This window comes from Kitasatospora sp. NBC_01560, from assembly GCF_045208415.1.
Taxonomy (GTDB): domain Bacteria; phylum Actinomycetota; class Actinomycetes; order Streptomycetales; family Streptomycetaceae; genus Kitasatospora.
Genome location: NZ_CP109364.1, coordinates 8,157,027 through 8,178,188 on the forward strand (window position 1 = coordinate 8,157,027; position 21,162 = coordinate 8,178,188).

Annotated in this window: 16 protein-coding genes; 8 read left to right on the plus strand and 8 right to left on the minus strand. The window is 74.8% G+C overall.

The window, feature by feature from the left end; all coding sequences use genetic code 11:
- Positions 1-10 precede the first annotated feature (10 nt).
- From OH807_RS35305 to OH807_RS35315, 3 genes are all read left to right on the plus strand, one after another.
- Positions 11-4,438, plus strand: a complete 4,428-nt coding sequence (locus OH807_RS35305) for an NEW3 domain-containing protein (RefSeq protein ID WP_406207654.1) — start codon at positions 11-13, stop codon at positions 4,436-4,438.
- Positions 4,435-5,169 (plus strand): hypothetical protein, encoded by a 735-nt coding sequence (locus OH807_RS35310; RefSeq protein ID WP_406207657.1) that lies wholly within the window; start codon positions 4,435-4,437, stop codon positions 5,167-5,169. The genes OH807_RS35305 and OH807_RS35310 overlap by 4 nt, the downstream gene beginning before the upstream one ends.
- 99 nt (positions 5,170-5,268) lie before the next feature.
- Complete coding sequence (locus OH807_RS35315) at positions 5,269-5,835, plus strand: exonuclease domain-containing protein (RefSeq protein WP_406207659.1); 567 nt, start codon at positions 5,269-5,271, stop codon at positions 5,833-5,835.
- A gap of 55 nt (positions 5,836-5,890) precedes the next feature.
- Here the strand turns inward: OH807_RS35315 and OH807_RS35320 are convergent, their stop codons facing one another.
- The 4 genes from OH807_RS35320 to OH807_RS35335 form a co-directional block, all read right to left on the minus strand.
- The gene (locus tag OH807_RS35320; protein WP_406207662.1) at positions 5,891-8,467 is read right to left on the minus strand and encodes an ABC transporter permease; all 2,577 of its coding nucleotides are present in this window, start codon (positions 8,465-8,467) and stop codon (positions 5,891-5,893) included.
- A 143-nt stretch (positions 8,468-8,610) separates the two neighbouring features.
- The gene (locus OH807_RS35325; RefSeq protein ID WP_406207665.1) at positions 8,611-9,393 is read right to left on the minus strand and encodes an ABC transporter ATP-binding protein; all 783 of its coding nucleotides are present in this window, start codon (positions 9,391-9,393) and stop codon (positions 8,611-8,613) included.
- Between the two features lie 192 nt (positions 9,394-9,585).
- A complete protein-coding gene (locus tag OH807_RS35330) occupies positions 9,586-10,299 on the minus strand; it encodes a response regulator (protein ID WP_406207668.1) in 714 nt (237 codons plus the stop codon).
- Positions 10,296-12,113 carry a sensor histidine kinase gene (locus tag OH807_RS35335; protein ID WP_406207670.1) on the minus strand — a complete coding sequence of 606 codons (1,818 nt, stop codon included), beginning with the start codon at positions 12,111-12,113 and terminating at the stop codon, positions 10,296-10,298. The genes OH807_RS35330 and OH807_RS35335 overlap by 4 nt, the downstream gene beginning before the upstream one ends.
- A 200-nt stretch (positions 12,114-12,313) precedes the next feature.
- On the opposite strand from OH807_RS35335, the gene OH807_RS35340 reads away from it, so the two are divergent.
- The 5 genes from OH807_RS35340 (at position 12,314) to OH807_RS35360 (ending at position 16,406) form a co-directional block, all read left to right on the plus strand.
- Positions 12,314-13,687 carry an FAD-dependent oxidoreductase gene (locus OH807_RS35340; RefSeq protein ID WP_406207672.1) on the plus strand — a complete coding sequence of 458 codons (1,374 nt, stop codon included), beginning with the start codon at positions 12,314-12,316 and terminating at the stop codon, positions 13,685-13,687.
- A 218-nt stretch (positions 13,688-13,905) separates the two neighbouring features.
- Complete coding sequence (locus OH807_RS35345) at positions 13,906-14,541, plus strand: NIPSNAP family protein (RefSeq protein WP_406207675.1); 636 nt, start codon at positions 13,906-13,908, stop codon at positions 14,539-14,541.
- 114 nt (positions 14,542-14,655) lie between these two features.
- Positions 14,656-14,916, plus strand: a complete 261-nt coding sequence (locus OH807_RS35350; RefSeq protein ID WP_406207678.1) for a GlsB/YeaQ/YmgE family stress response membrane protein — start codon at positions 14,656-14,658, stop codon at positions 14,914-14,916.
- 48 nt (positions 14,917-14,964) lie between these two features.
- On the plus strand, positions 14,965-15,303 hold the full coding sequence (locus OH807_RS35355) for a PRC-barrel domain containing protein (RefSeq protein WP_406207680.1): 339 nt from the start codon (positions 14,965-14,967) through the stop codon (positions 15,301-15,303).
- A 242-nt stretch (positions 15,304-15,545) separates the two neighbouring features.
- Positions 15,546-16,406 (plus strand): excalibur calcium-binding domain-containing protein, encoded by an 861-nt coding sequence (locus OH807_RS35360; protein ID WP_406207683.1) that lies wholly within the window; start codon positions 15,546-15,548, stop codon positions 16,404-16,406.
- Positions 16,407-16,503: 97 nt separating this feature from the next.
- Here OH807_RS35360 and OH807_RS35365 read toward each other — a convergent pair whose 3' ends face one another.
- The 4 genes from OH807_RS35365 to OH807_RS35380 form a co-directional block, all read right to left on the minus strand.
- Positions 16,504-17,853, minus strand: a complete 1,350-nt coding sequence (locus OH807_RS35365; RefSeq protein ID WP_406207686.1) for a GH1 family beta-glucosidase — start codon at positions 17,851-17,853, stop codon at positions 16,504-16,506.
- 134 nt (positions 17,854-17,987) lie between these two features.
- Positions 17,988-18,830, minus strand: coding sequence for a carbohydrate ABC transporter permease (locus tag OH807_RS35370; RefSeq protein WP_406207688.1), 843 nt, complete (start codon positions 18,828-18,830; stop codon positions 17,988-17,990).
- Positions 18,830-19,756 (minus strand): carbohydrate ABC transporter permease, encoded by a 927-nt coding sequence (locus OH807_RS35375; RefSeq protein ID WP_406207691.1) that lies wholly within the window; start codon positions 19,754-19,756, stop codon positions 18,830-18,832. Before OH807_RS35375 ends, OH807_RS35370 begins: the two co-directional genes overlap by 1 nt.
- Position 19,757: 1 nt before the next feature.
- A complete protein-coding gene (locus OH807_RS35380; RefSeq protein ID WP_406207693.1) occupies positions 19,758-21,074 on the minus strand; it encodes an ABC transporter substrate-binding protein in 1,317 nt (438 codons plus the stop codon).
- Between the last annotated feature and the right edge of the window lie 88 nt (positions 21,075-21,162).

Consider the following 21,162-nt stretch of genomic DNA (forward strand, 5'->3'; position numbering starts at 1 on the left):
GACCAGCCCCGTGTCGGTCACCATCACCGCCGTCGACAGCACCGACCTCTTCACCGGCCCCGAGGACGCACCGCGCCAGCTGCTGCGGGTGACCCTCGACGGCCCGCCCGCGGCCCGGATCACCGTCACCGGCCCCGGGGTACGCGGCGAGGCGGCCGGCACGGGGACGGTCGAAGTACCCCTGGAGATCAGCGGACCGGCGCCGGGCACGCGGGTGCCCGTCCTGGTGGACGCCGACGGCGCCCGGGCCGAGGGCGTCGTCGAGGTCGCCGAGCCCGGCTGGACGATGTTCATGGTCTCGCACTTCCACTACGACCCGGTCTGGTGGAACACCCAGGCCGCCTACACCTCGCCGTGGGAGCTGCTCTCCGCCGATGCCACCACCCGGCCGCTCTGGGAGCGCAACGGCTTCGCCCTCGTCGACGCCCACCTGGACCTCGCCCTGCGCGACCCGGTGTACAAGTTCGTCCTCGCCGAAGTCGACTACCTCAAGCCCTACTTCGACCAGCACCCGGAGCGGCGCGAGACCCTGCGGCGGCTGCTGGAACGCGGCCAGGTCGAACTGGTCGGCGGCACCTACAACGAGCCCAACACCAATCTCACCGGTGCCGAGACCACCATCCGCAACATCGTCCACGGCATCGGGTACCAGCGCGACATCCTCGGCGGCGACCCGCGGACGGCCTGGCAGCTCGACGTCTTCGGCCACGACCCGCAGTTCCCCGGGCACCTGGCCGCCGCCGGGCTCACCGGCAGCGCCTGGGCCCGCGGCCCGTTCCACCAGTGGGGCCCGATCCAGAAGAACTTCCGCGAGGCCAAGGACGACGCCCGGGTGATGCAGTTCCCGAGCGAGTTCGAGTGGATCGCGCCCTCCGGCGACGGCGTGCTCACCCACTACATGCCGCACCACTACTCGGCCGGCTGGTGGATGGACTCCTCCGCCGACCTCGCCGCCGCCGAACGGGCCGTCCACGAGCTGTACCGCAAGCTCAAGCCGGTCGGCGCGACCAGGAACCTGCTGCTGCCGGTCGGCACCGACTACACACCGCCGAACAAGTGGGTCACCGCGATCCACCGCTCCTGGGCCGCCAAGTACCTCTGGCCGCGGTTCGTCTGCGCCACCCCGCGCGACTTCCTGGACGCCGTCCGCGCCGAGCTGGCCGCGGACGGCCGCCGGCCCAGCCCGCAGACCCGCGACATGAACCCGGTCTACACCGGCAAGGACGTCTCCTACATCGACACCAAGCAGGCCCAGCGGGCGGCCGAGGTGGCGGCCCTGGACGCGGAGAAGCTCGCCACCGTCGCCGCGGTGCACGGGCTCGGGCGGTACCCCTCGGCCGCGCTGGACAAGGTCTGGCGCCAACTCGCCTACGGAGCCCACCACGACGCGATCACCGGCTCCGAGTCCGACCAGGTCTACCTGGACCTGCTCGGCGGCTGGCGCGAGGCGTACGACCTGGCCGCCGACGTCCGGGACCGCGCGCTGGACGCGCTGACCGCCCGGATCGGTACGGTGGGCGCGGGCGCGCGGGCCGGTGCGGCCGGCCGGGGTGCGGCCGACGTGGTCACGGCGGGCCGTGCGGGGGGTGCCGGTACGGCCGTGGTCGTCACCAACACGCTCTCCTTCGACCGCACCGACCTGGTCGCCGTCCGGCTGCCGGCGGGGCGGCGGGCCGTCCGGGTGCTGGACGACGCCGGCGCTGAGGTGCCCAGCACCGTCGACCGGGGCACGCTCCGGTTCCTGGCCGCCGACGTGCCGGCGCTCGGCTGGCGGACCTGGCGGCTCGCCGAGGCCGCGGAGGCTACGGAGGCCGCGGAGCCGGACACGGCGTGGTCCGTGGCCGACGGCTGCACCATCACCAACGCGCGCTACCGGATCACCGCCGACCCGGCCCGCGGTGGCGGCCTGACGTCCATTCATGACCGTTTTGATGGGCGGGAGTTGATTGCCAGGGGCCGGATCGGCAACGAGCTCCGGGTCTACGAGGAGTACCCCCAGCACCCGGACTTCGGTGAAGGCCCCTGGCACCTCGTCCCCAAGGGTCCGGTGCTGGGCTCGGGCGACCGGCCGGCCGACGTCCGGCGCGAGACCGGCCCGCTCGGCGAACGGCTGGTCGTCGGCGGCACGGTGGACGGCATCCGCTACGAGCAGACCGTCACCCTGTGGCACGGGCTCGACCGGGTGGACTGCCGGACGCGGGTGCTCGACCACTCCGGCGCCGACCGGCTGCTGCGGCTGCGCTTCCCCGTCGACCTTCCCGGCGGGCTGCCGGTCAGCGACGTCGCCGGCGCCGTCGTCGGGCGCGGCTTCGCGCTGCCCGACGTCGACTCCGCCGAGGCGCCGTGGACGCTCGACAACCCCGCCAACACCTGGTTCGGCCTCGGGGCCACCGCGCGCGTCGCGCTCACCGACCCGTCGGGCCGGCCGCTCGGCGAACGGGCGCTCGGCGTGGCCGAGGTGGTCGTCCCCGACCTCGACTCGGCGGCCGACGTCCGTGATCTGGTGGTCGCCCTCGCCAGGGCCGGCGTCACCGCCACCACCTCCGGCGCCGACTGGGCGCGGTACGGCTGGCTGGACGTCGACTCCAACCTGCCGGACTTCCGGATCGTCGTCGGCGGGCCGGAAGTCAACCCGGTGGCGCGGGAGTTGATCGAGCGCGCGGACTCGGGCGTGGACGTGGGTCCGGGCTCGGGCTCGGACCCGGGCTCGGGTTCGGGTTCGGGTTCGGGTTCGGGCGGGGAGTACGCGGCCGTCCTCAAGGCGCACGGCGCCGTCTGGGTGCCCGCGCTGACCCCGCTCGCCGAGGTCTGGCAGCCCGGCGCCGACCTGCGGGACGTCCGTGCGCTGCCCGCCCTGGTGGTCACCGACCCCGCGGTGCTGGTGCAGGACCTCGCCGACGCCAGGATCGGCGCCGTCTGCCCCGGCTCCGTCCCGGCCTCCGAACAACTCGCGGACCGAACCGTGGCGTTGCTCAGCTACGGCCTCCCCGGATTCGCCGTCGACACCACCGGTGCCCTGCACCTCTCGTTGATGCGTTCTTGCACCGGCTGGCCCTCCGGCGTCTGGATCGACCCGCCGCGGCGAACCCTCCCGGACGGCGCCTCCTTCCAGCTCCAGCACTGGACGCACGAGTTCGACTACGCGCTGGTGGCCGGCGAGGGCGACTGGCGCAGCCTCCGACTGCCCTCCCGGGGGCAGGAGTTCAACCACCCGCTGTACGCCAGGCTTGCTCCAACCCAGGACGGCCCGCTGCCCGCCGTACTCTCGTGGCTGCGGGTCGAACCGGCCCGCGACGTCCTGCTCGGCGCCCTCAAGCCGGCCGGCAACCCGGTCGCGCACGGCTCGGCCGCGCCCGTCGGCGGTGAACTCACCGTCAGGCTGGTCGAATCCACCGGGCTCGGCCGCACCGCGACGCTCGGCGGGGCCCTCGGCCTGACCGGGCTGCACCGGGCCGACCTGCTGGAACGACCGCTGGACGGCCCGGCCGGCCCGGCCCCCGTCGGCCCGGCGGCCCTGGAGCTCGCCGGCTCGCAGATCGTCACCCTGCTGGCCCGCCCGGGCGTGACCGCCGACCCGGCCGACCCGGTGGACCGGCCGGACCGGGTGGACCAGGAGCGCCCGGTGCGGTCCGACCGGCCGGTGCTCGGCGCCGTCGCCGAGGCCGCCCAGCCCGTGCACGCCCGGTACTGGCTGCACAACCGGGGCCCCGCCCCGCTCGGCTACCTGCCGGTCTCGGTCGGCGCCTCGCCCGGCCTGCTGCGGACCGGCAGCGAGCCCGTCACGCTCTCCGTCGCCCTCTCCTCCCACCTGCGCGACGCCGCCGTCGAGGGCGACGCCGTCGTGCACGCGCCGGAGGGCTGGACGGTGAGCCTGCGCAGCCGCCCCTACCGGCTGGAGGCCGGCGGCCACCTGCGCTTCCCCGTCACCCTCACCCCGCCCGCCGGTGTCGAGCCCGGCCTGTACTTCGCGGCGGTGCGGATCGCCCACGACGGGCAGGAGATCGAGGACGTCGTCACCCTCGCCGTCGGCACGCTCCCTGGCCTGTTGCCCGCTCCCGGCGAGATCCCCGAGGACTGGACCGCCGCCCAGGGCACCGGGCGTTCCGAGGGCCGCGACACGGGCCTCACGGTGACCGCCGTCGAGGAGTCGCTGAGCGTCGCCCCCGGCGGCCGGGCCGCCCTCGGCGTCCGGCTCGCCAACCGCACCCGCGGCGAGATCCGCGGCGAACTCCAACTCGTCTCGCCCTGGGGCACCTGGGAGGCGATCGGCGCCCCGGTCCGCGGCTTCACCCTCGCGGCCGGTGCCGAGTCGGTCGAGGAGTTCGCCCTCACCGCCCCCGAGGACGCCGACCCGGGCGCGTACTGGGCGCTCGCCAAGGTGATGTGGTTCGGCCGCTGCCAGTACGCCCCCACCGTCGCGGTGGTGGTCGAGCCGTGACCGCGCCCGCCGACGCCCCGGTGCTCGGCCTGCTCGACGGCCGCCCGCTGCCGCGCACCGCCCTCGACGCCCGGCTGGCCGCCCTCCGGGCCGGGCCCAGGGCCGCCGCCCTGCCGCAGCCCGGCAGCGGGGAGGACCGCCAACTGGCGCGCTGGGTGGCCCAGGTGCTGCTGACGGAGGCGCTGTGCGAGGCGGTGGCCGCCGAGCGCGGCCTGTCCGTGCGCCCCGGGGCCGGCCCGGCCCGTCTCGACCAACAGGCCGCCGTCGAACTCGGCTCCGTCACCGCGGCCGCGTACGAGGGCAGCGCGGCCGTCCGGGCGGTCTTCGAGGCCGTGACCGCCGCCGTGCTCCCCGCCCCCGAGGACGTCGCCCACTACCGCGCCATGACCGGGCCGCGGCCGGCCCCCGCGGGCTGGCACCTCGCCCTCCCGGACGGCGGCAGCTGCGAGGCCGACCCGGCGACCCTCCCGCTCGCCCTGGCCGCCGCGCTGCGTGCGGCCGCCCCGGGTACCTGGGTCACGGCGGGCGGCCGGACCGCCGCCCGGCTGGGCCCGGCTGCCGATCCCGCTGCCGATCCCGTCACCGATCCCGCGGCGACCGTCCGCGCCGCCGCCCGCCGCGCCGCCTTCGTCCGCTGGCTCGACCATGCCCGGGCCACCCGCCTCACGCTCGTCCCCGGCCTCGAACACCCCGGCGACCCGGCCCAGCCCGACAACCACCACCGGCACTGACACCCCTCCTGCGCCCGCCGGTCCGGAGGCCCGCCGGACCGGCGCTGCACGGCGGAAAACGGGGTGACCGTCGTGCGTCCCGCCCCTACGCTCAACCAAATGAACGCCACCGGGGGACTGCTGAACGTCGTCGATGTCGAGGCCACCTGCTGGGACGGCGACCCGCCGCCCGGGGCGGTCGGCGAGATCATCGAGATCGGGCTGACCGTCGTCGATCTCGGAACGGCCGAGCGGGTCGGGCGGCACCGCATCCTCGTCAGACCGGCGCGGTCCACCGTCAGCGGGTTCTGCACGGAGCTGACCGGTCTGACCCAGGCCGAGGTCGACACCGGCCTCTCGTTCGCGGAAGCCTGCCGCCTGCTGGCCCGCGAGCACCGGGCCGGGGCCCGGCCGTGGGCCAGCTGGGGCGACTACGACCGGCACCAGTTCACCCGCCAGTGCCGGGCCACCGGCACCGCGTACCCGTTCGGGCAGCACCACACCAACGCCAAGGCGGCCTTCACCGAGGCGCACGGGCTCCGCAAGCGCCCCGGGATGGCCCAGGCCCTGCAGATCGCCGGGCTGCCGCTGGAGGGCCGCCACCACCGCGGCGAGGACGACGCCTGGAACATCGCCGCCCTCGTCCTCGGTGTGGCCGCCCGGGGCAGCTGGCCAGAATCCTCCTGAGGCCCGCCCCGACCGACCGCCAACCCCCTTAGCTGACAAGGCACCTGACAGGGCGCTACTGGTCGGCGTTGATCGCGTGCAGTACGTCCAGGCGGGCCGCGCGGCGGGCCGGCCAGAGGGCGGCCAGCACGCCGATCGCCGGGCCGAGCAGGAGGAACAGGCCGAGCCGCGCCCACGGCAGGACGAGCGTGTACTGCGGGAGCGAGGCCGCGGTGAGGCTGCCGCACGCCCAGGCCAGGAAGAGGCCGGTGCCGATGCCCAGGGCCGCGCCGAACAGCGAGATCACCACCGACTCCAGGCGCACCATCCGCCCGACGCCCTTCCGGTCGAGGCCGATCGCGCGCAGCAGCCCGACCTCCCTGGTCCGCTCGAAGACCGACATGGCCAGGGTGTTGACGACGCCGAGCACCCCGATGGCGACGGTCATCCCGAGCAGGCCGTACATCATGGTGAGTACCGCGTCGATCGGGCCGGACTGCGCCTTCGTCAACTGCTGCTGGTCCTGCACCCGGAGGAGCGGGCTGTTGCCGAGCGCCTCGCGGATGCCCCGGTCGAGGCCGGCCGGGCTCCGGTCGGCCGCGGCCTTGACCAGGATGCTCTCGAACCTTCCGCCGATCGCGTGCGGCAGGACGTCGTCCAGGGTGCCCAGGGCGTCGCCGACGATGCGGGTCTGCCGGTAGATGCCGGCGACGGTCAGTTCCCGCTGCTCGCGGCCGAAGCCCACGGTGCCCCGGAAGGTGTCGCCCTTCGTCAGGCCGGCCCGCGCGGCGAGTTTGTCGGAGAGCGCGATCCGGCCGGGGCCGACGTCCGCGAGCGAGCCGCTGCTGAACGTCAGCCCGGTGACCGTGCCGAGCCGCCGCGGGTCCGCGCCGGTGATCGAGTCGTAGGCGCCCGGCACGGCCAGGCCCGCGGAGGCGACGGGCACCGCCTCTGCGACGCCCGGGACTCGGGCGACGTCGGCGGCGAGCGCGGGGTCGATGCCGCCGAAGCCGGCGTTGCTCACCTTGTAGTCGGCGGTCAGGCCCCGCACCGCCGCGTCCCGGAGGGCGGCGCCGGTGGAGCTGCCGGTCACGCTCAGGCCGGTGATCAGGGTGAGCCCGATCATCAGGGCCGAGGCGGTGGCGGCGGTGCGGCGCGGATTGCGCAGCGCGTTCTCCTCGGCGAGCCGACCGCTGACGCCGAAGAACCGGGTGGTGACCGTGCCGGCCAGCCGGATCAGCGGCCGGGACAGCAGCGGTGCGATCACGATCATGCCGGTCAGGGTGAGCACCGAACCGAGCGCGGCGGCCTGGAGGTTGGTGTCGCCGCCGTCCCGCTGCGCGGCGACGTACAGCATGCAGAGGACGCCGAGGCCGGTGAGCAGCCCGCCGAGGCTGTGGCGAAGTACGGTGCTGCGCTTGGGCGGTGCCTGGTCGACGGTGTTCAGCGCCTCCACCGGTGCGACCCTCGCGGCCCGGCGGGCGGGCAGCCAGGCGGCGAGCACGGTGATGCCGACGCCGACCGCGAGGGAGCGCAGGAGCGTGTCCGCGGAGACGACCAGCGGGCCGGCCGGCAGGCTCAGGCCGCTCGCGCCGAGGAGCGGCCCGACGGCCGTCGCGATGCCGAGGCCGAGGGCGAATCCGGCCGCGGAGGCGGCGAGTCCGAGGAGCGTGGCCTCGACGAGGACGGCGCGGACGACCTGGTGGCGCAGCGCCCCGATGGCGCGCAGCAGCGCCGTCTCACGGCGGCGCTGGGCGATCAGCATGGTGAAGGTGTTGGCGATGAGGAAGGCGCCGACGAACAGGGCGATCCCGGCGAAGGCCAGGAGCGTCCGGGTGAGCTCCTTGGTGTTCTCGGCGATCTGCTCCGCCTGCTGCTGCGCGAGCCGGGCCCCGCTGGTGACGGTGATGCCCTCGGCGGGCAGCAGCGCGCGGATCCGGGAGGTGAGCTCCTGGTTGTCGGTGCCGGGCGCGGAGCCGACGGCCAGCTCGTCGAAGCGGTCCTCCTGGAGGAAGAGGCGTTGTGCCGTCCCGGTGTCGAAGAGCGCGAGGCTGCCGCCCGCCCGCACGCGCGGGTCGTCGGTGTCGACGGTGCCGACCAGCGTCTTGGTGAGGGTGGGGCCCGTGGTGGCGAAGCGGACGGAGTCCCCGAGGCGGTAGCCGGCCTTCTCGGCGGTCCGGCGGTCCAGGGCGATCTCCCCGTCGGCGACGGGGCCGCGTCCGGCGCTGACGGGGTAGCGGGCGTCCCGGTCGGTGCGGGGTGCGTCCGGTGCGTAGTTGGTCGCCAGGTTCTGCCAGGTGGTGTCGGCGTTCAGCGGCCGGCCGTCCTTGGCGGCCAGGGTGGCGGTGCCGCTGACGGTGGGGCGTACGGAGGTGACGCCGGGCACGGCCCGTACCTGGTCGGCGAGTTGGCCGGTGAGCGCGGTGGACACGGTGTCGTCCGCCGCCTCGGTGGAGTTGCGCCTGGTCTCGGCCTGCACGGCCACGGCGACGTCCTTGAGGCTCCGGGCGGAGGCGCCGCGAAGGGCCTCGGCGACGCTGTCGCCGAAGACGAGTGTGCCGGAGACGAAGGCGACGCCGAGGGTGATCGCGAGGGCGGTCATGACCAGGCGGGCGCGGTGCGCGAGGACGTTGCGCAGGGCTGTTCGGAGCATGGTGGTGGTTCCGTTTCCGGGGATGCGGGGGCCGCGGTGCGGGATGCGGGATACGGGATGCGGGGGCCGGGAGGCGGCCTTCCGGGCGTGTGGTCCCGGGGCGCGGGGCGGCGTTCGTACAGCGTGCGGCGGCCGGGTCCGGGTCAGCTGGTGCGGGCCCCGGTGTCGAACTGCCTCATCCGGTCCAGGACGCCCTCGGCGGTCGGTGCGAGCAGCTCGTCGGTGAGCCGGCCGTCGGCGAGGAAGACCACGCGGTCGGCGTGGGCCGCGGCCGCCGGGTCGTGCGTGACCATCACCACGGTCTGGCCCAACTCCCGTACGGAGCGCTGCAGGAAGCCCAGGATCTCGGAGCCGGCCCGGGAGTCCAGGTTGCCGGTCGGCTCGTCCGCGAAGACGATCTCCGGCCGGGACGCGAGGGCGCGGGCCACGGCCACGCGCTGCTGCTGGCCGCCGGACAGCTGGGCGGGGCGGTGGCCCAGCCGTCCGGAGAGGCCGACGGTCGCCACGACGGTGTCCAGCCACTGCCGGTCCGGCCGGCGGCCCGCGATGGCCATCGGCAGCGTGATGTTCTCCAGCGCCGTCAGGGTGGGGAGCAGGTTGAACGCCTGGAAGACGAAGCCGACGCTGTCCCGGCGCAGCCGGGTGAGCTGCCGGTCGGTCAGGCCGGAGAGCTCGGTGCCACCGATCCGCGTCGAGCCCGAGGTGATCGAGTCGAGCCCCGCCATGCAGTGCATCAGGGTCGACTTGCCGGAGCCGGACGGCCCCATGATCGCGGTGAACCGGCCGCGCCCGAACTCCACCGAGACGGCGTCCAGCGCGACGACCCTGGTCTCGCCCTCGCCGTAGACCTTGCCCAGCCCGGTGGCCCGGGCGGCGGGCTCCGTGGCGGGGCGGGCGGGCGCGGGGGTGGCGGCCTGTGTCGACATGTCAGCTCCGGGGCATCGGGGAGGGGGAGGAGGTCCTGCGACCCCCTCCCATCCTCGGTGCGCCGGGGCGGCGGACCGTCGGCCCCAGGGTGTGGCCGGAGCGTCTGCCGAAGGTCGGGCCCGGGGCGGAGCGTGGTCCCCGCGGCGGACGGCCGGCTCTGCCTTCCGGCAGAGCCGGCCCGGGGCCACCGCTCAGGCCAGCAGCCCCGCCCGGTGGGCGAGTACCGCCGCCTGGACCCGGCTGTCCGTGCCCGTCTTCACCAGCACGGCGCTCACGTGGGTCTTCACCGTGCCCACGCCGATGCCCAGGTGACGACCGATCTCGGCGTTGGCCAGGCCCCGGCCGAGCAGCGCGAGGACGTCGCGCTCCCGGCCGGTGAGCGTGGCCAGCCGCTGTTCGGGCACGGCCGCGGAGGCCGGTGCCGACGCCCCGTCGGGCCCTGGCCCGACGGTGTCGCCGTCGAGCATGCGCGCGATGACGCCGCGGGTGACCTTGGGCGAGAGGACGGCGTCGCCGTTGGCGGCCGCCCGCACGGCGCTGATCAGCTCCTGCGGGCCCTCGTCCTTGAGCAGGAAGCCGGTGGCGCCGGACCGCAGCGCGCGCGTCACGTTCTGCTCGTCGCCGAAGGTGGTGAGCATGACGACCTGCGGCGCGGGGCGCAGCGCGAGGAGCGGCTCGATCGTGGCGAGCCCGTCGAGCACGGGCATCCGGATGTCGATCAGGGCCACATCGGGCCGGGTCTCGCCGGCGACCCGGACGGCCTCCGCGCCGTTCGCCGCCTCGCCGACCACCTCGATGCCGTCGGCATGGCGCAGGATCAGCCGGACGCCGTGCCGGATCAACTCCTCGTCGTCGGCCAGCAGGACGCGGACCGGGCGGTGGCCGGGGGCGGGGTACTCGGTCATCGGGACTCCCACGGTGGTGTGCGCGACACCATCGGCACGGTGAAGCGGTCGATCGTGGCCAACGTATCGCCACGGAAGCAGAAGCGGGTGATCCGGAGGTGGTCGGCGTCCTCCACGGCACCGGCGGCACCGGCGGCACCCGCGGCACCCGTGACATCGGCGGCGCCCGCGGCACCCGTGGCACCGGCGGCACCCGCGGCGCCCGCGGGGCCGGGACCGGTGGCCGCCGGCGCGGCGTCCGCGAGCACGGACGTCGAGTACAGGCAGCTCGTGACACCCGCCGCGTGGGCCGGCTCGCGACCCGTCGCCGCCGCGCGTGCCGGCGTGCTGTCCCCGTACACGGCCCCCTCCACCATCGCCCGGGACATCCCGATCCTGGGCGGCTCGTAGTGGCGCGGGCCCGTCTCCGAGACCGCCTGGGAGACCAGCAGCAGGCCGCCCATCATCAGCACGCCCACGCCCATCAGACCGAGGAACCCGCTGAGAGCCTGCACGGTACGGCGCCCGGCCCCGGCGGGCGGCTCGTCGGGGCCCGGTCCGGACGGTGCTTCTTCACCCGGCGCCTCGCCCGTCGGGGCGCCCACGACGGTGCCCACGACGGCCGGGCCCGCCGCCAGGTCCGGCCGCGCCGGGATCCGGGCCGTCACCGCGAAGCCGCCCGCCGGCGTCGGGCCCGCCTCCAGGGTGCCGCCGAGCACCGCCACCCGCTCCCGCAGGCCGACGAGGCCGCGCCCCGAGCCCAGGCCGGTCGCCGCCTCCGGAGGAACGGGCGGGTGCCCGTTGCGGACGACCACCGCCACCCGGTCCTCGGTGTGCGTGACCGCCACGGTGACCGGCGCGCCGGCGGCGTAGCGGTGCACGTTGGTCAGCGACTCGCGCACCACCCGGTGCACCGCGCGCCGCACCTGGGCCGCCCGGTCGGTCAGGTCGGGCCCGTCCCAGCCGAGTTCGACGGGTATCCCGCCGCTGCGCGACTCCTCGGCCAGCGCCTCGACGTCGGACCGGGTGCCGGTGGCGCCGGTCAGCGCGTCCGTCCCGGTGTCCCGCCCCAACGGGCCCAGCACGCCGAGCACTTCGCGCAGCTCCCGCATCGCGTCCCCGGTGGCCCGGCGGACCAGGGCCGCCTCGTCGCGCAGTTCGGGGGACTCCTTCTGCAGCGCCATCTCCAGGCCGCCCGCGTGCAGCGAGATCAGGCTGAGGCGGTGGCCGACCAGGTCGTGCATCTCGGCGGCGATCCGGGAGCGTTCGTGGATCCTGGATTCGCTGTCCACCAGCCGGCGGGCCTCCTCCGCGGCGGCGGCGCGCTCCCGGAGCGCCCGCAGCAGACGGTCCTCCTGCCCGCCCGCAGTGCCGAGGAGCCCCGGCACCACCAGCGTGGTGGCGGCGAGGACGGCCCCGAGCGCCAGGCCGAAGGAGTGACTGCCGTGCCAGAGCACCGGGGCGGAGGCCGCGCCGGCCAGCGTCGCCAGCACCGTCGCGGCGAGCAGCACGGCGCTCCGGTGCCGGGGGGCCGTCAGGTGCTTGGCCGTGGTGAACGCGGTCACGGCGGCCGGCAGCCCGGCCGGGGGCAGCATGGCCACCACGACGGAGATGCCGAGCAGGCTCGTGACGGGGAAGCGACGGCGGACGGCGAGCAGGGCGAGGGCGGTGGCACCGAGGAGGAGCTGGATCCAGCCGGCCGGGCCCCGGCCGCCCAGGATCTGCTGGGTGAGGAGCATCAGCACCGCGCCGCCGGTCGCCTCCGCGAGCGCGCGCCACCGCCCCCGGCCCGGTGTGCCGGGAGCGGTGAACAGGGTGCGGGAGACGGGGGCCATCGGCCCATTCTCGGGGCGTCGGTGCGCGTCGGAGTGCGACTTGGGGATGAGCTGCTGCTCTGCCGAAAGCCGGAGGAGAAGGGGGTGGGGGTGCGCACCCCCTTCGCCCTCCGGCGGGCCCGTGACCTGCGGGACCGGTGGTCGAGCGAAGATCGTCGAACGGTAGGCTCGGCCCGCAACACGACGCGAAGGGGAACGCGATGGCGCGGGTTGCAGTGATCGGCGGAGGTATCAGCGGGCTGGGGGTTGCGCTCATGCTCGGTCGGCGGGGCCATGCGGTCACGCTGTTCGAACAGGACGCGCGGCAGGCCGGGGACGACCTGCACCAGGACTTCCACCACTGGCACCGGCCCCGGATCCCGCAGGCCGTCCAGCCGCACTCGCTCCTCGCACCCGTCCGCACCGTGCTGCGCGCCGAAGCCCCCGACGTCTACGCGGACCTGCTGGCGCGCGGAGCCCGGGAGTACCACGACTTCGACTGGTTCGACGAGCACCCGCCGCACCGGGCCGGCGACGAGGAGCTGGTCACCCTGCGGACCCGCCGGATCGTGCTGGAGGCGGCGCTGACGGAGGCCGTCCGGCGGGAACCCACCGTCGAAGTGCGGTGCGGCCACCGGGTGAGCGGGCTCGTCGTCGAGGAGGGCCGCCCGCCGCGGGTCACCGGCGTGCAGGCCGGCCCTCAGGCCCATCGGGCGGACCTCGTCGTCGATGCCGCCGGCCGTCGCTCGCCGGTGCCCGGCTGGCTGGCCGCGGCCGGCTGCCGGCCGCCGGTGGTCGACAGCCACCGCACCGGGATCACCTACCTGTGCCGCTGGTACCGCCTGCGCCCCGACGGCCCGCGCGACCCCGGGCGGGTGCGGAACGGCTCGGCCGCGGCGTTCGCACTGGCCGGTGTCTTCCCCTCCGACAACGACACCTTCGCCGTGAACCTGGTGCTCGCCACGAGCGACCCGACCCGGACGGCGCTGACCGACCCCGCCGTGTTCGAGGCCGTCGCCCGTCTCTTCCCCGCCTGCGCCGCCTGGCTCGGTCTGGACCCCGAACCGCAGTCGGCCGTCCTGCCGATGGCCGGCCTGGACAACCGCTGGACGGCCCTCGCCGACGCCGACGGGCCGGTCGTCACCGGCCTCGTCAACGCCGGGGACAGCCTGATCCACACCAACCCCACGCTGGGCCACGGCGTGGCGCTCGGCCTGCGCGCCGCCCAGCACCTCGCCGCCCACGCCGACCGGATCGCCGCGGACCCGACCGGCTACCACACCTGGACGACCGAGACCCTGCGCCCCTGGCACGACACCCAGGTGGCGGCCGACCGCGTCAACGAGCAGCGCCTCGCCGACAGTTCGGCGCCACCGGAGCGGCGGGCCGCCGCCCTGGCGGCCTGTGCCTTCGACGACCCCGTGGTGATGCGGGCCCGCGCCCACGTGCGCCACCTCGTCCGGACACCCGACGACGCCTACGACACCGACGAGGTGGAACGACACGTCACCGCCTGGCTGGCCGACCGCCCGGACTTCGTAGCGGAATACGACGGCCCCACCCGGGACCAGTGGGAGGCGCTCCTCCCGGCCTGAGCGCCACTGCCGGCACCGCCGGCACCCGGACCCCCGGGCCCCCGGGTGCCGGCGGACTCCCGCCGCTCCACTGACAGGAGGTGTCAGGGGAGTGCGGCTAGCGTCCCCGTCATGAACAGCCCCCACCCCGGACCGCGCCACGGCACCGCGGCGCACAGCCGAACGGCCCGCCCCGCCCGCCCCGCCCGCCTCGCTCGCCTCGCCCGCCGGGAGCGTGCGTGACCGTCACCGAGCTGCGCCGCTACACCCTGCACCCCGGCCGCCGGGACGACCTGATCGAGCTCTTCGAGCGGGAGTTCGTGACCGGCCAGCAGGAGGCCGGCATCGCCGTCGGCGGCCGCTACCGCGAGCTGGACGACCCCGACCGCTTCGTCTGGCTGCGCGCCTTCCCCGACATGGCCGCCCGGCTGGCAGGACTGCGCACGTTCTACGGCGGGCCCGTCTGGCAGGCCCACCGCGAGCAGGCCAACGCGACCATGCGGGACTCCGACGACGTCCTGCTGCTGCGCGGCACCCTGCCGCCGCCCCCGCCCACGGCGGACGTGGTCACCGCGGTGATCTGCCACCCGGCGGATCCCGGCACCTTCGCGGCCGCCGTCGAGCAGCTGGTCCGGCCGGCCCTCGGCGGCCGGCTGCTCGGCACGGCCCGCACCGAGCACGCCGTGAACGACTTCCCCGCGCTGCCCGTCCGGACCGGCGAGGACGTCTTCGTCTGGCTCACCACCGCCCCCGCGGCCGACGCCGCGGCGGCCGTCCCACCGCAGCACCTGCTGCTGCGCGAGCCGCAGCTGCTGCGCCTCGCGCCGGTCCGGGCCCGCCACGGGGGTGCGGGTCCGGACCGGCAGGCGGGCTGAGCCCGGCCCCGGGCCGGGCCCGTCGCGGGAGGCATGAAGGCGGGGGGCGGGGGCAGACGGGGGGGTGTCCCCGGCCGACCGGCCGGGAGTCGTGCCAGCAGGAGGTAGCCCCCCATGACGCTGATCTGGGCGCTCGTCGTCGGCCTGGTCGTCGGTCTGCTCGCCAAGCTGGTCCTGCCGGGCCGTCAGCCGGTTCCGCTCTGGCTGACGGTGCTGCTGGGGCTGGTCGGCGCACTGGTCGGCAACGTCATCGCGTCCGCACTCGGGGTGCGGCACACGGACGGCGTCGACTGGATACGCCACCTGCTCCAGGTGGCCGTGGCCGCCGCGCTGATCTCGGCGGTCGCCCCGGCCTACCTGGGGCGGCGTCGCTGAGCCCGCCGGTGCCCGCCCCTTGTCGGCCCCTCGGAGAACGGAGTTCCTGTGAACCACGACAAGCTGTGGACGCACGCCGCGACGAGCGGTCATGACGCCGCCCGCGAGCTGATCGGCTACGCGGTGGAGGCGACGGACGGCCACGTCGGAAAGGTCGACCGCCATTCGACGGAGGTCGACGCCGCCCACCTGGTGGTCGACACGGGGTGGCTGCTCGGCCGTCAGGTGCTGCTCCCGGCCGGGACGGTCACCCGGATCGACCACGAGGAGCGGACGGTGCACGTCGGCCGCAGCAAGGAGGAGATCCGTTCGGCGCCGCCGCTGGTGGACCCGCTGGACCCCGGGTACTTCCAGCTGCTCGGCGGCTACTACGGCCCGATGATCTGACGGGCAGGTAGGGACCGGAAGGGGCGCGGACCGGAGGCGGTCCGCGCCCGGGGTGCGTGCGGCGGGCCCGCCGGGCAGTGAGGCGCCCGCACGGCACCGGCTGCTGTTCCTGACCGTGCGGAGCCGGGCTCCCGACCAGGGAGCGGGCGTTCGCACGATGCTGACACGTTCTTGCCCAGAGTGTGGTTGAAATGTGATCTATTCCTGTGCGGACGACGAGCCGTCGGTGATCTCATGTGCCCATGACCTACGCCTACCCGCCACCGGCTGCCGCTCCGACCCTGCCGTGGTGGCGCCGACCTGCGACGATCCTCCTCGCACTGCTCTTCGTGCCACCCGTTGGCCTGGTGCTGGTGTGGACCTCGCTCTGGAAGCAGCCGGCCAAGATCGCCGCCAGTGTGATCGGCGGGATCTACTGCCTGATCTGGTTCGCCGGGGTGCTCGCGGACCCGAAGGAGCCCGGCCGCACCGACCTCGTCCAGCCGGCCGCGGCCGCCGGCTCCTCCTCCGCCGCGGCCGCTGCCTCCCCGTCACCGACCGTGTCACCGACCGCGAGTCCGTCGCCGATGCCCACGCCGGACCCGACGCCCACCCCGACGGCCACGCCCACTCCCACGCCCATGCCCACGCCCACGCCCACTCCGACACAGCCGGCGGCCCCGGTGCCCGCACCGACCACCACCTCGACGGTGTACTACGCGAACTGCACGGCTGCCCGGGACGCCGGGGTGGCCCCACTGCACCGTGGCGACGCCGGGTACCGCGCGGGTCTGGACGCGGACGGTGACGGTGTCGCCTGTGAGTCCACCTCCGGTGGCGGGTCCTCCGGCAGTGGCGGTTCGTCCTCCGGCGCCGGTTCTTCGGGCGGCTCGGCGAGCGGTGGTTCCAGCACCGGCGGGTCGTCCACCACGGGTGGGTCGTCGTCCAGCACCGGCGGCTCGTCCTCCAGCACAGGCGGTTCGTCCGCCGGTGGTGGCGGTGCGGCTCCTTACTACGCCAACTGCACGGCCGCCCGCTCCGCCGGCGCGGCCCCGCTGCACCGTGGCGACGCGGGGTACCGCCCGGCACTCGATCGCGACGGCGACGGCGTCGCCTGCGAGTGACCGTCGCCCCGGTCGTCCCGTAGCCCCCGCCCCGCAGGGCCCGCAGTCCGGTGGTCCCGGCGGGCACTGCGGGCGTTCGGTGTCCCGTCCGGCCCCGTCACCGGGCCCGGTGGGCGGCGATCAGCTCGGCGTAGCGCCGGCCGCTGCTCTTGACCGTGCGGCGCTGGGTGGCGTAGTCGACGTGGACGAGGCCGAAGCGCTTGTCGTAGCCGTACGCCCACTCGAAGTTGTCGAGCAGGGACCACGCGAAGTAGCCGGCCAGCGGGGCTCCCTGGGCGACGGCGCGGGCGCAGGCGGCGAGGTGCCGGTCGAGGTAGGCGGTGCGCTCGGGGTCGTGGACGGTGCCGTCGGGGGCGACGGTGTCCTGGTAGGCGGCGCCGTTCTCGGTGACGTAGATGCGTTCGACGCCGTACTCGCGGGTGAGGCGCAGCAGCAGCTCCTCCAGCCCGGGGGCGTGCACCTCCCAGGGCATGGCGGTGTGCTCGGGGTTGGGGCCGGGCACCTGACGGAAGTGCGGGGCGGGGCCGGCCGGGTCGGCGGTGACGATCTGGCGGAAGTAGTAGTTGAGGCCGAGCCAGTCGAGCGGGGCGCCGATCAGGTCGAGGTCGCCGTCGCGCACCGGCAGGTCGACGCCGTAGACCTCCAGCATGTCCTTGGGGTAGCCGCGGCCGAGGACGGGGTCGAGCCACCAGCGGTTGATGTGGCCGTCGGCGCGGACGGCGGCGGCGCGGTCGGCCTCGGAGTCACTGGCGGGGGTGATCGGGCTGAGGTTGTTGACGATGCCGATCCGGGCGCCGGGGACGGTCTCCCGCAGGACGCGGACCGCCAGGCCGTGGGCGAGGTGCAGGTGGTAGGAGGCGCGGACGGCGGCGGTGAGGTCGGTGAGGCCGGGGGCCATCGCGCCGTCGAGGTGGCCGATCCAGGCGGAGCAGAGCGGCTCGTTGAGGGTGGCCCAGTGGGTGACGCGGTCGCCGAGGCGGGCGGCGACGACGGCGGTGTACTCGGCGAAGCGTTCGGCGGTCTCGCGGACCGGCCAGCCGCCGCGGTCCTGCTGGGCCTGGGGGAGGTCCCAGTGGTAGAGGGTGGGGAAGGGCGTGATGCCGGCGGCGAGCAGGGCGTCGACCAGGCGGTCGTAGAAGTCGAGCCCGGCCGGGTTGACGAGACCGTCGGCGTGCGGCACGATCCGCGGCCAGGCGAGCGAGAACCGGTAGGCGCCGAGGCCGAGTTGCTGCATCACGGCGATGTCCTCGGGCCAGCGGCGGTAGTGGTCGCAGGCGGTGTCGCCGGTGTCGCCGCCGGCGACCTTGCCGGGGGTGTGCGAGAAGGTGTCCCAGATGGAGGGTGCGCGGCCGTCGGCGTCCGCCGCCCCCTCGATCTGGTAGGCGGCGGTGGCCGCGCCCCAGAGGAAGTCGTCGGGGAGGGAGTCCAGGGCGCTGAGGTCGTTCACGACGGGCCTTTCGGTGCGGTCGGGAGGGGGCGGGGTGGCGGGGGCCGCCGGCCGGTCGGGCGGCACCGGTCGGGCGCGGGCCGACGGCTGCTCGGGGGCCGCCGGCCGGGCCCGGTCCGCCGGTCGGGTGCGGGTCACTTGACGGCGCCGGCGGTCAGCCCGGCGACGAGGTACCGCTGGAGCAGCAGGAAGCCGGCGACCACGGGCACGCTCACCACCAGCGAGGCGGCCATCACCTGGTTCCAGTACACGTCGTTGAGCGTGGCGTAGCCCTGGAGGCCGACGGCGAGGGTGCGGGTCTCGTCGTTGGTGAGGACGGAGGCGAACAGCACCTCGCCCCAGGCGGTCATGAAGGCGTACACGGCGACGGCGACGATGCCGGGCACCGCGGCGGGGACGATGATCCGCACCAGCGCCTGGACGGGCCCGCAGCCGTCGACGAGGGCGGCCTCGTCGAGGTCGCGGGGGACGGAGTCGAAGTAGCCGGCCAGCATCCAGATGGAGAACGGCAGCGAGAACGTCAGATAGGTGAGGATCAGCCCGCCGCGGCTGCCGTAGAGGGGGATGCCGGTCGCGTTGCCGACGTTGACGAAGATCAGGAACAGCGGCAGCAGGAAGAGGATGCCGGGGAACATCTGGGTGGAGAGCACGGTGACGGTGAACAGCCGGCGGCCGCGGAAGCGGTAGCGGCTGACGGCGTAGGCCGCGAGGATCGCGACCAGCACCGAGCAGACGGTCGCCCCGCCCGCCACGATCAGCGAGTTGACCAGGTAGCGGCCGAGCGGGACGGTGTGCCAGATGTCCAGGTACGGGCGGAAGCTGATGGTGCTGGGGATCCACCGGAACGGCCCCTGGACGTCCTGCAGCGGTTTGAGCGAGCTGCTGAGCATCACCAGGACCGGGACGGTCGCGAACACGGTGAGCGCGGCCAGGAAGATCCGGCGGAACCAGCGGAAGGACGCGGGCGGGTCGATCATCAGGCCTCCTTCCGGCGGGTGGTGAACAGCAGGTACAGGGAGGTCACCAGCAGCAGGAAGAGCAGCAGGAGCACCGACATCGCCGAGCCGGCGCCGAAGTTCCAGGTGACGAAGGAGGATTGGTAGATGTGGACGGACACGAGGTCGGCGGCCTCGGGCGCGGACCGGCCGAACAGCACGTACGGCGTGTTGAAGTCGTTGAAGGTCCAGAGGAAGAGCACCAGGACGAGCACCAGGTTGACCGGCCGCAGCGAGGGCAGGGTGATCCGGCGGATCTGCTGCCAGACGCCGGCGCCGTCGAGGGCGGAGGCCTCGTACAGCTCGCGCGGGATGTTCTGCAGGCCGGCGGTGAGGCTGAGGAACGCGAACGGCCAGCTGCGCCAGACGGAGACGGTGACCAGGGCGGTGAAGCTGTTGTCGCCGAGCAGCCAGAACGGTTTGTCGTCGACGAGGTGGAGCTGGTCGTGGAGCACGTGGTTGACGAGGCCGGTGTCCCGCTGGAACATGAACGACCAGGTGATCACGGCCGCGTAGACCGGCATCGCGTAGGGCAGCAGGAACAGCGCGCGCAGCACCCCGCGGCCGCGGAAGGCGTCCTGGGTGAGGATCGCGGCGGTGGTGCCGATCAGCCAGGAGAGGCCGACGGCGAGCACGGTGAACGCGCAGGTGACCCAGAACGAGTGCAGCAGGGCCTTGCCGACGGGGGCGTGGAAGTCCACCGCCATGCGGTAGTTGGACAGCCCGGCCCAGGGTGCGGCGGACCAGTCCCGGATGAAGAACTGGGTGAGCTGCTTGAGGCTCATCACGATGCCGACCACCATCGGTACCAGGTGGACGATCAGTTCGAGCCCGAGGGCGGGGAGCAGCAGCAGGTAGGGGAGCGCGGACCGCCGGGGGCGGAGGCGGCCGAGGAGGGTCCGGATCACGTCAGCCGGCCGCCGGCATCTGCTGCTGGGCCTTGGTGAGTTCGGCCTTGACGGAGTCCTCGGTGGCGGGCTTGCCGGCGGCGGCCGCGGCGAGCAGGTTCTTCACCGCGGTGCCGACGAGGGTCTCGAACTGGCTCTCGTTCGCCACCTGGGGGAGCGGCTTCGCGCCGCTGCCGAGGACGCCGGCGAGGGTCTTGAGCTCGGGGGTGGTGAAGGCCGGGTCGGCCTGGGCCTCCTTGACCGGGGGGATCGAGCCGTACGTCCGGTTGAGCCGGGTCTGCTCCTCGGTGCCGGTCAGGAAGGAGACGAACTTGAGGGCGCCGTCGGTGTTGCGGGTGTTCTTGAAGACGGCGAGGTTGATGCCGGCGACCATGGAGGTGGTGGCGCGGTCGCCGGTGGCGCCGGCCGGGGCGGGGACGGGCGCGACGCCGTAGTCCTCGGGGTTCATGCCGTGCGACTTCAGGTTGGCGCCGGCGGCCTGCCACATCAGCATGGCGGCCTTGCCGGTGGCGAAGTCGGTGACGGACTGGTTGTTGGCGTACTCGGCGTTGCCGGGGGCGGCGATCTTCTCGGTGCCGAGCAGGTCGACGTACTGCTTGACGGCGGCGACGGCGCCGGGGCTGTCGAAGGCGGGCTTGCCGGCGGTGTCGAAGAAGTCGGCGCCGTGCTGCTTGCCGAGGACGAAGGCGTGGTGGACGTTCTCGGAGACGTTGCCGCCTTCGAGGGCGAGGCCGTAGCGGCCGTCGGTGGTGAGCTTCTTCCCGTCGGCGACGAGCTCCTCCCAGGTGGCCGGCGGGTGGTCGATCCCGGCCGCGGCGAAGAGCTTCTTGTTGTAGTACAGGCCGTAGGCCATCGAGTAGAGCGGGACGGCGGCCGGGTCCTTGCCGGCGGCGCCGGCCGAGTCGAGGGCGGCGGGGAGGAAGCGCTCCTTGCCGCCGATCTTCTGGAAGGCGGCGGCGTCGAAGGGCAGTAGGGCGCCGGTGGCCTGGAGGGAGGCGGACCAGGTGTTGCCGATGTTCAGCACGTCGGGCCCCTGGCCGGAGCTGGCGGCGGCGAGGATCCGGTTGAGCAGGTCGGACCAGGGGATGACCTCCAGCTTCACCTTGATGCCGGTCTGCTGCTCGAACGCCCGCAGCTCGGGCTCCAGCACCTGGCGGTCGTTCTCCAGGCTGGTGCCCTGGTTGGAGGCCCAGTAGGTGAGCGTGCCGGGGCTGCTGTTGTCGCCGCCGCCGGAGGCGGAGCCGCCTCCGCAGGCGGTGGCGGTGACGGCCAGGGCGGCGGCAAGGGCGGTGACGGCTGCGGTGCGTCTGGTGGGCACGACGGAGGCCCCTCTCGGGCGGGGTGGAGGTGTGCTGGCACGAAAATCGGTGGAGTGTGCCGGGGTGCGATGAAGTGCTGTGCTCCAC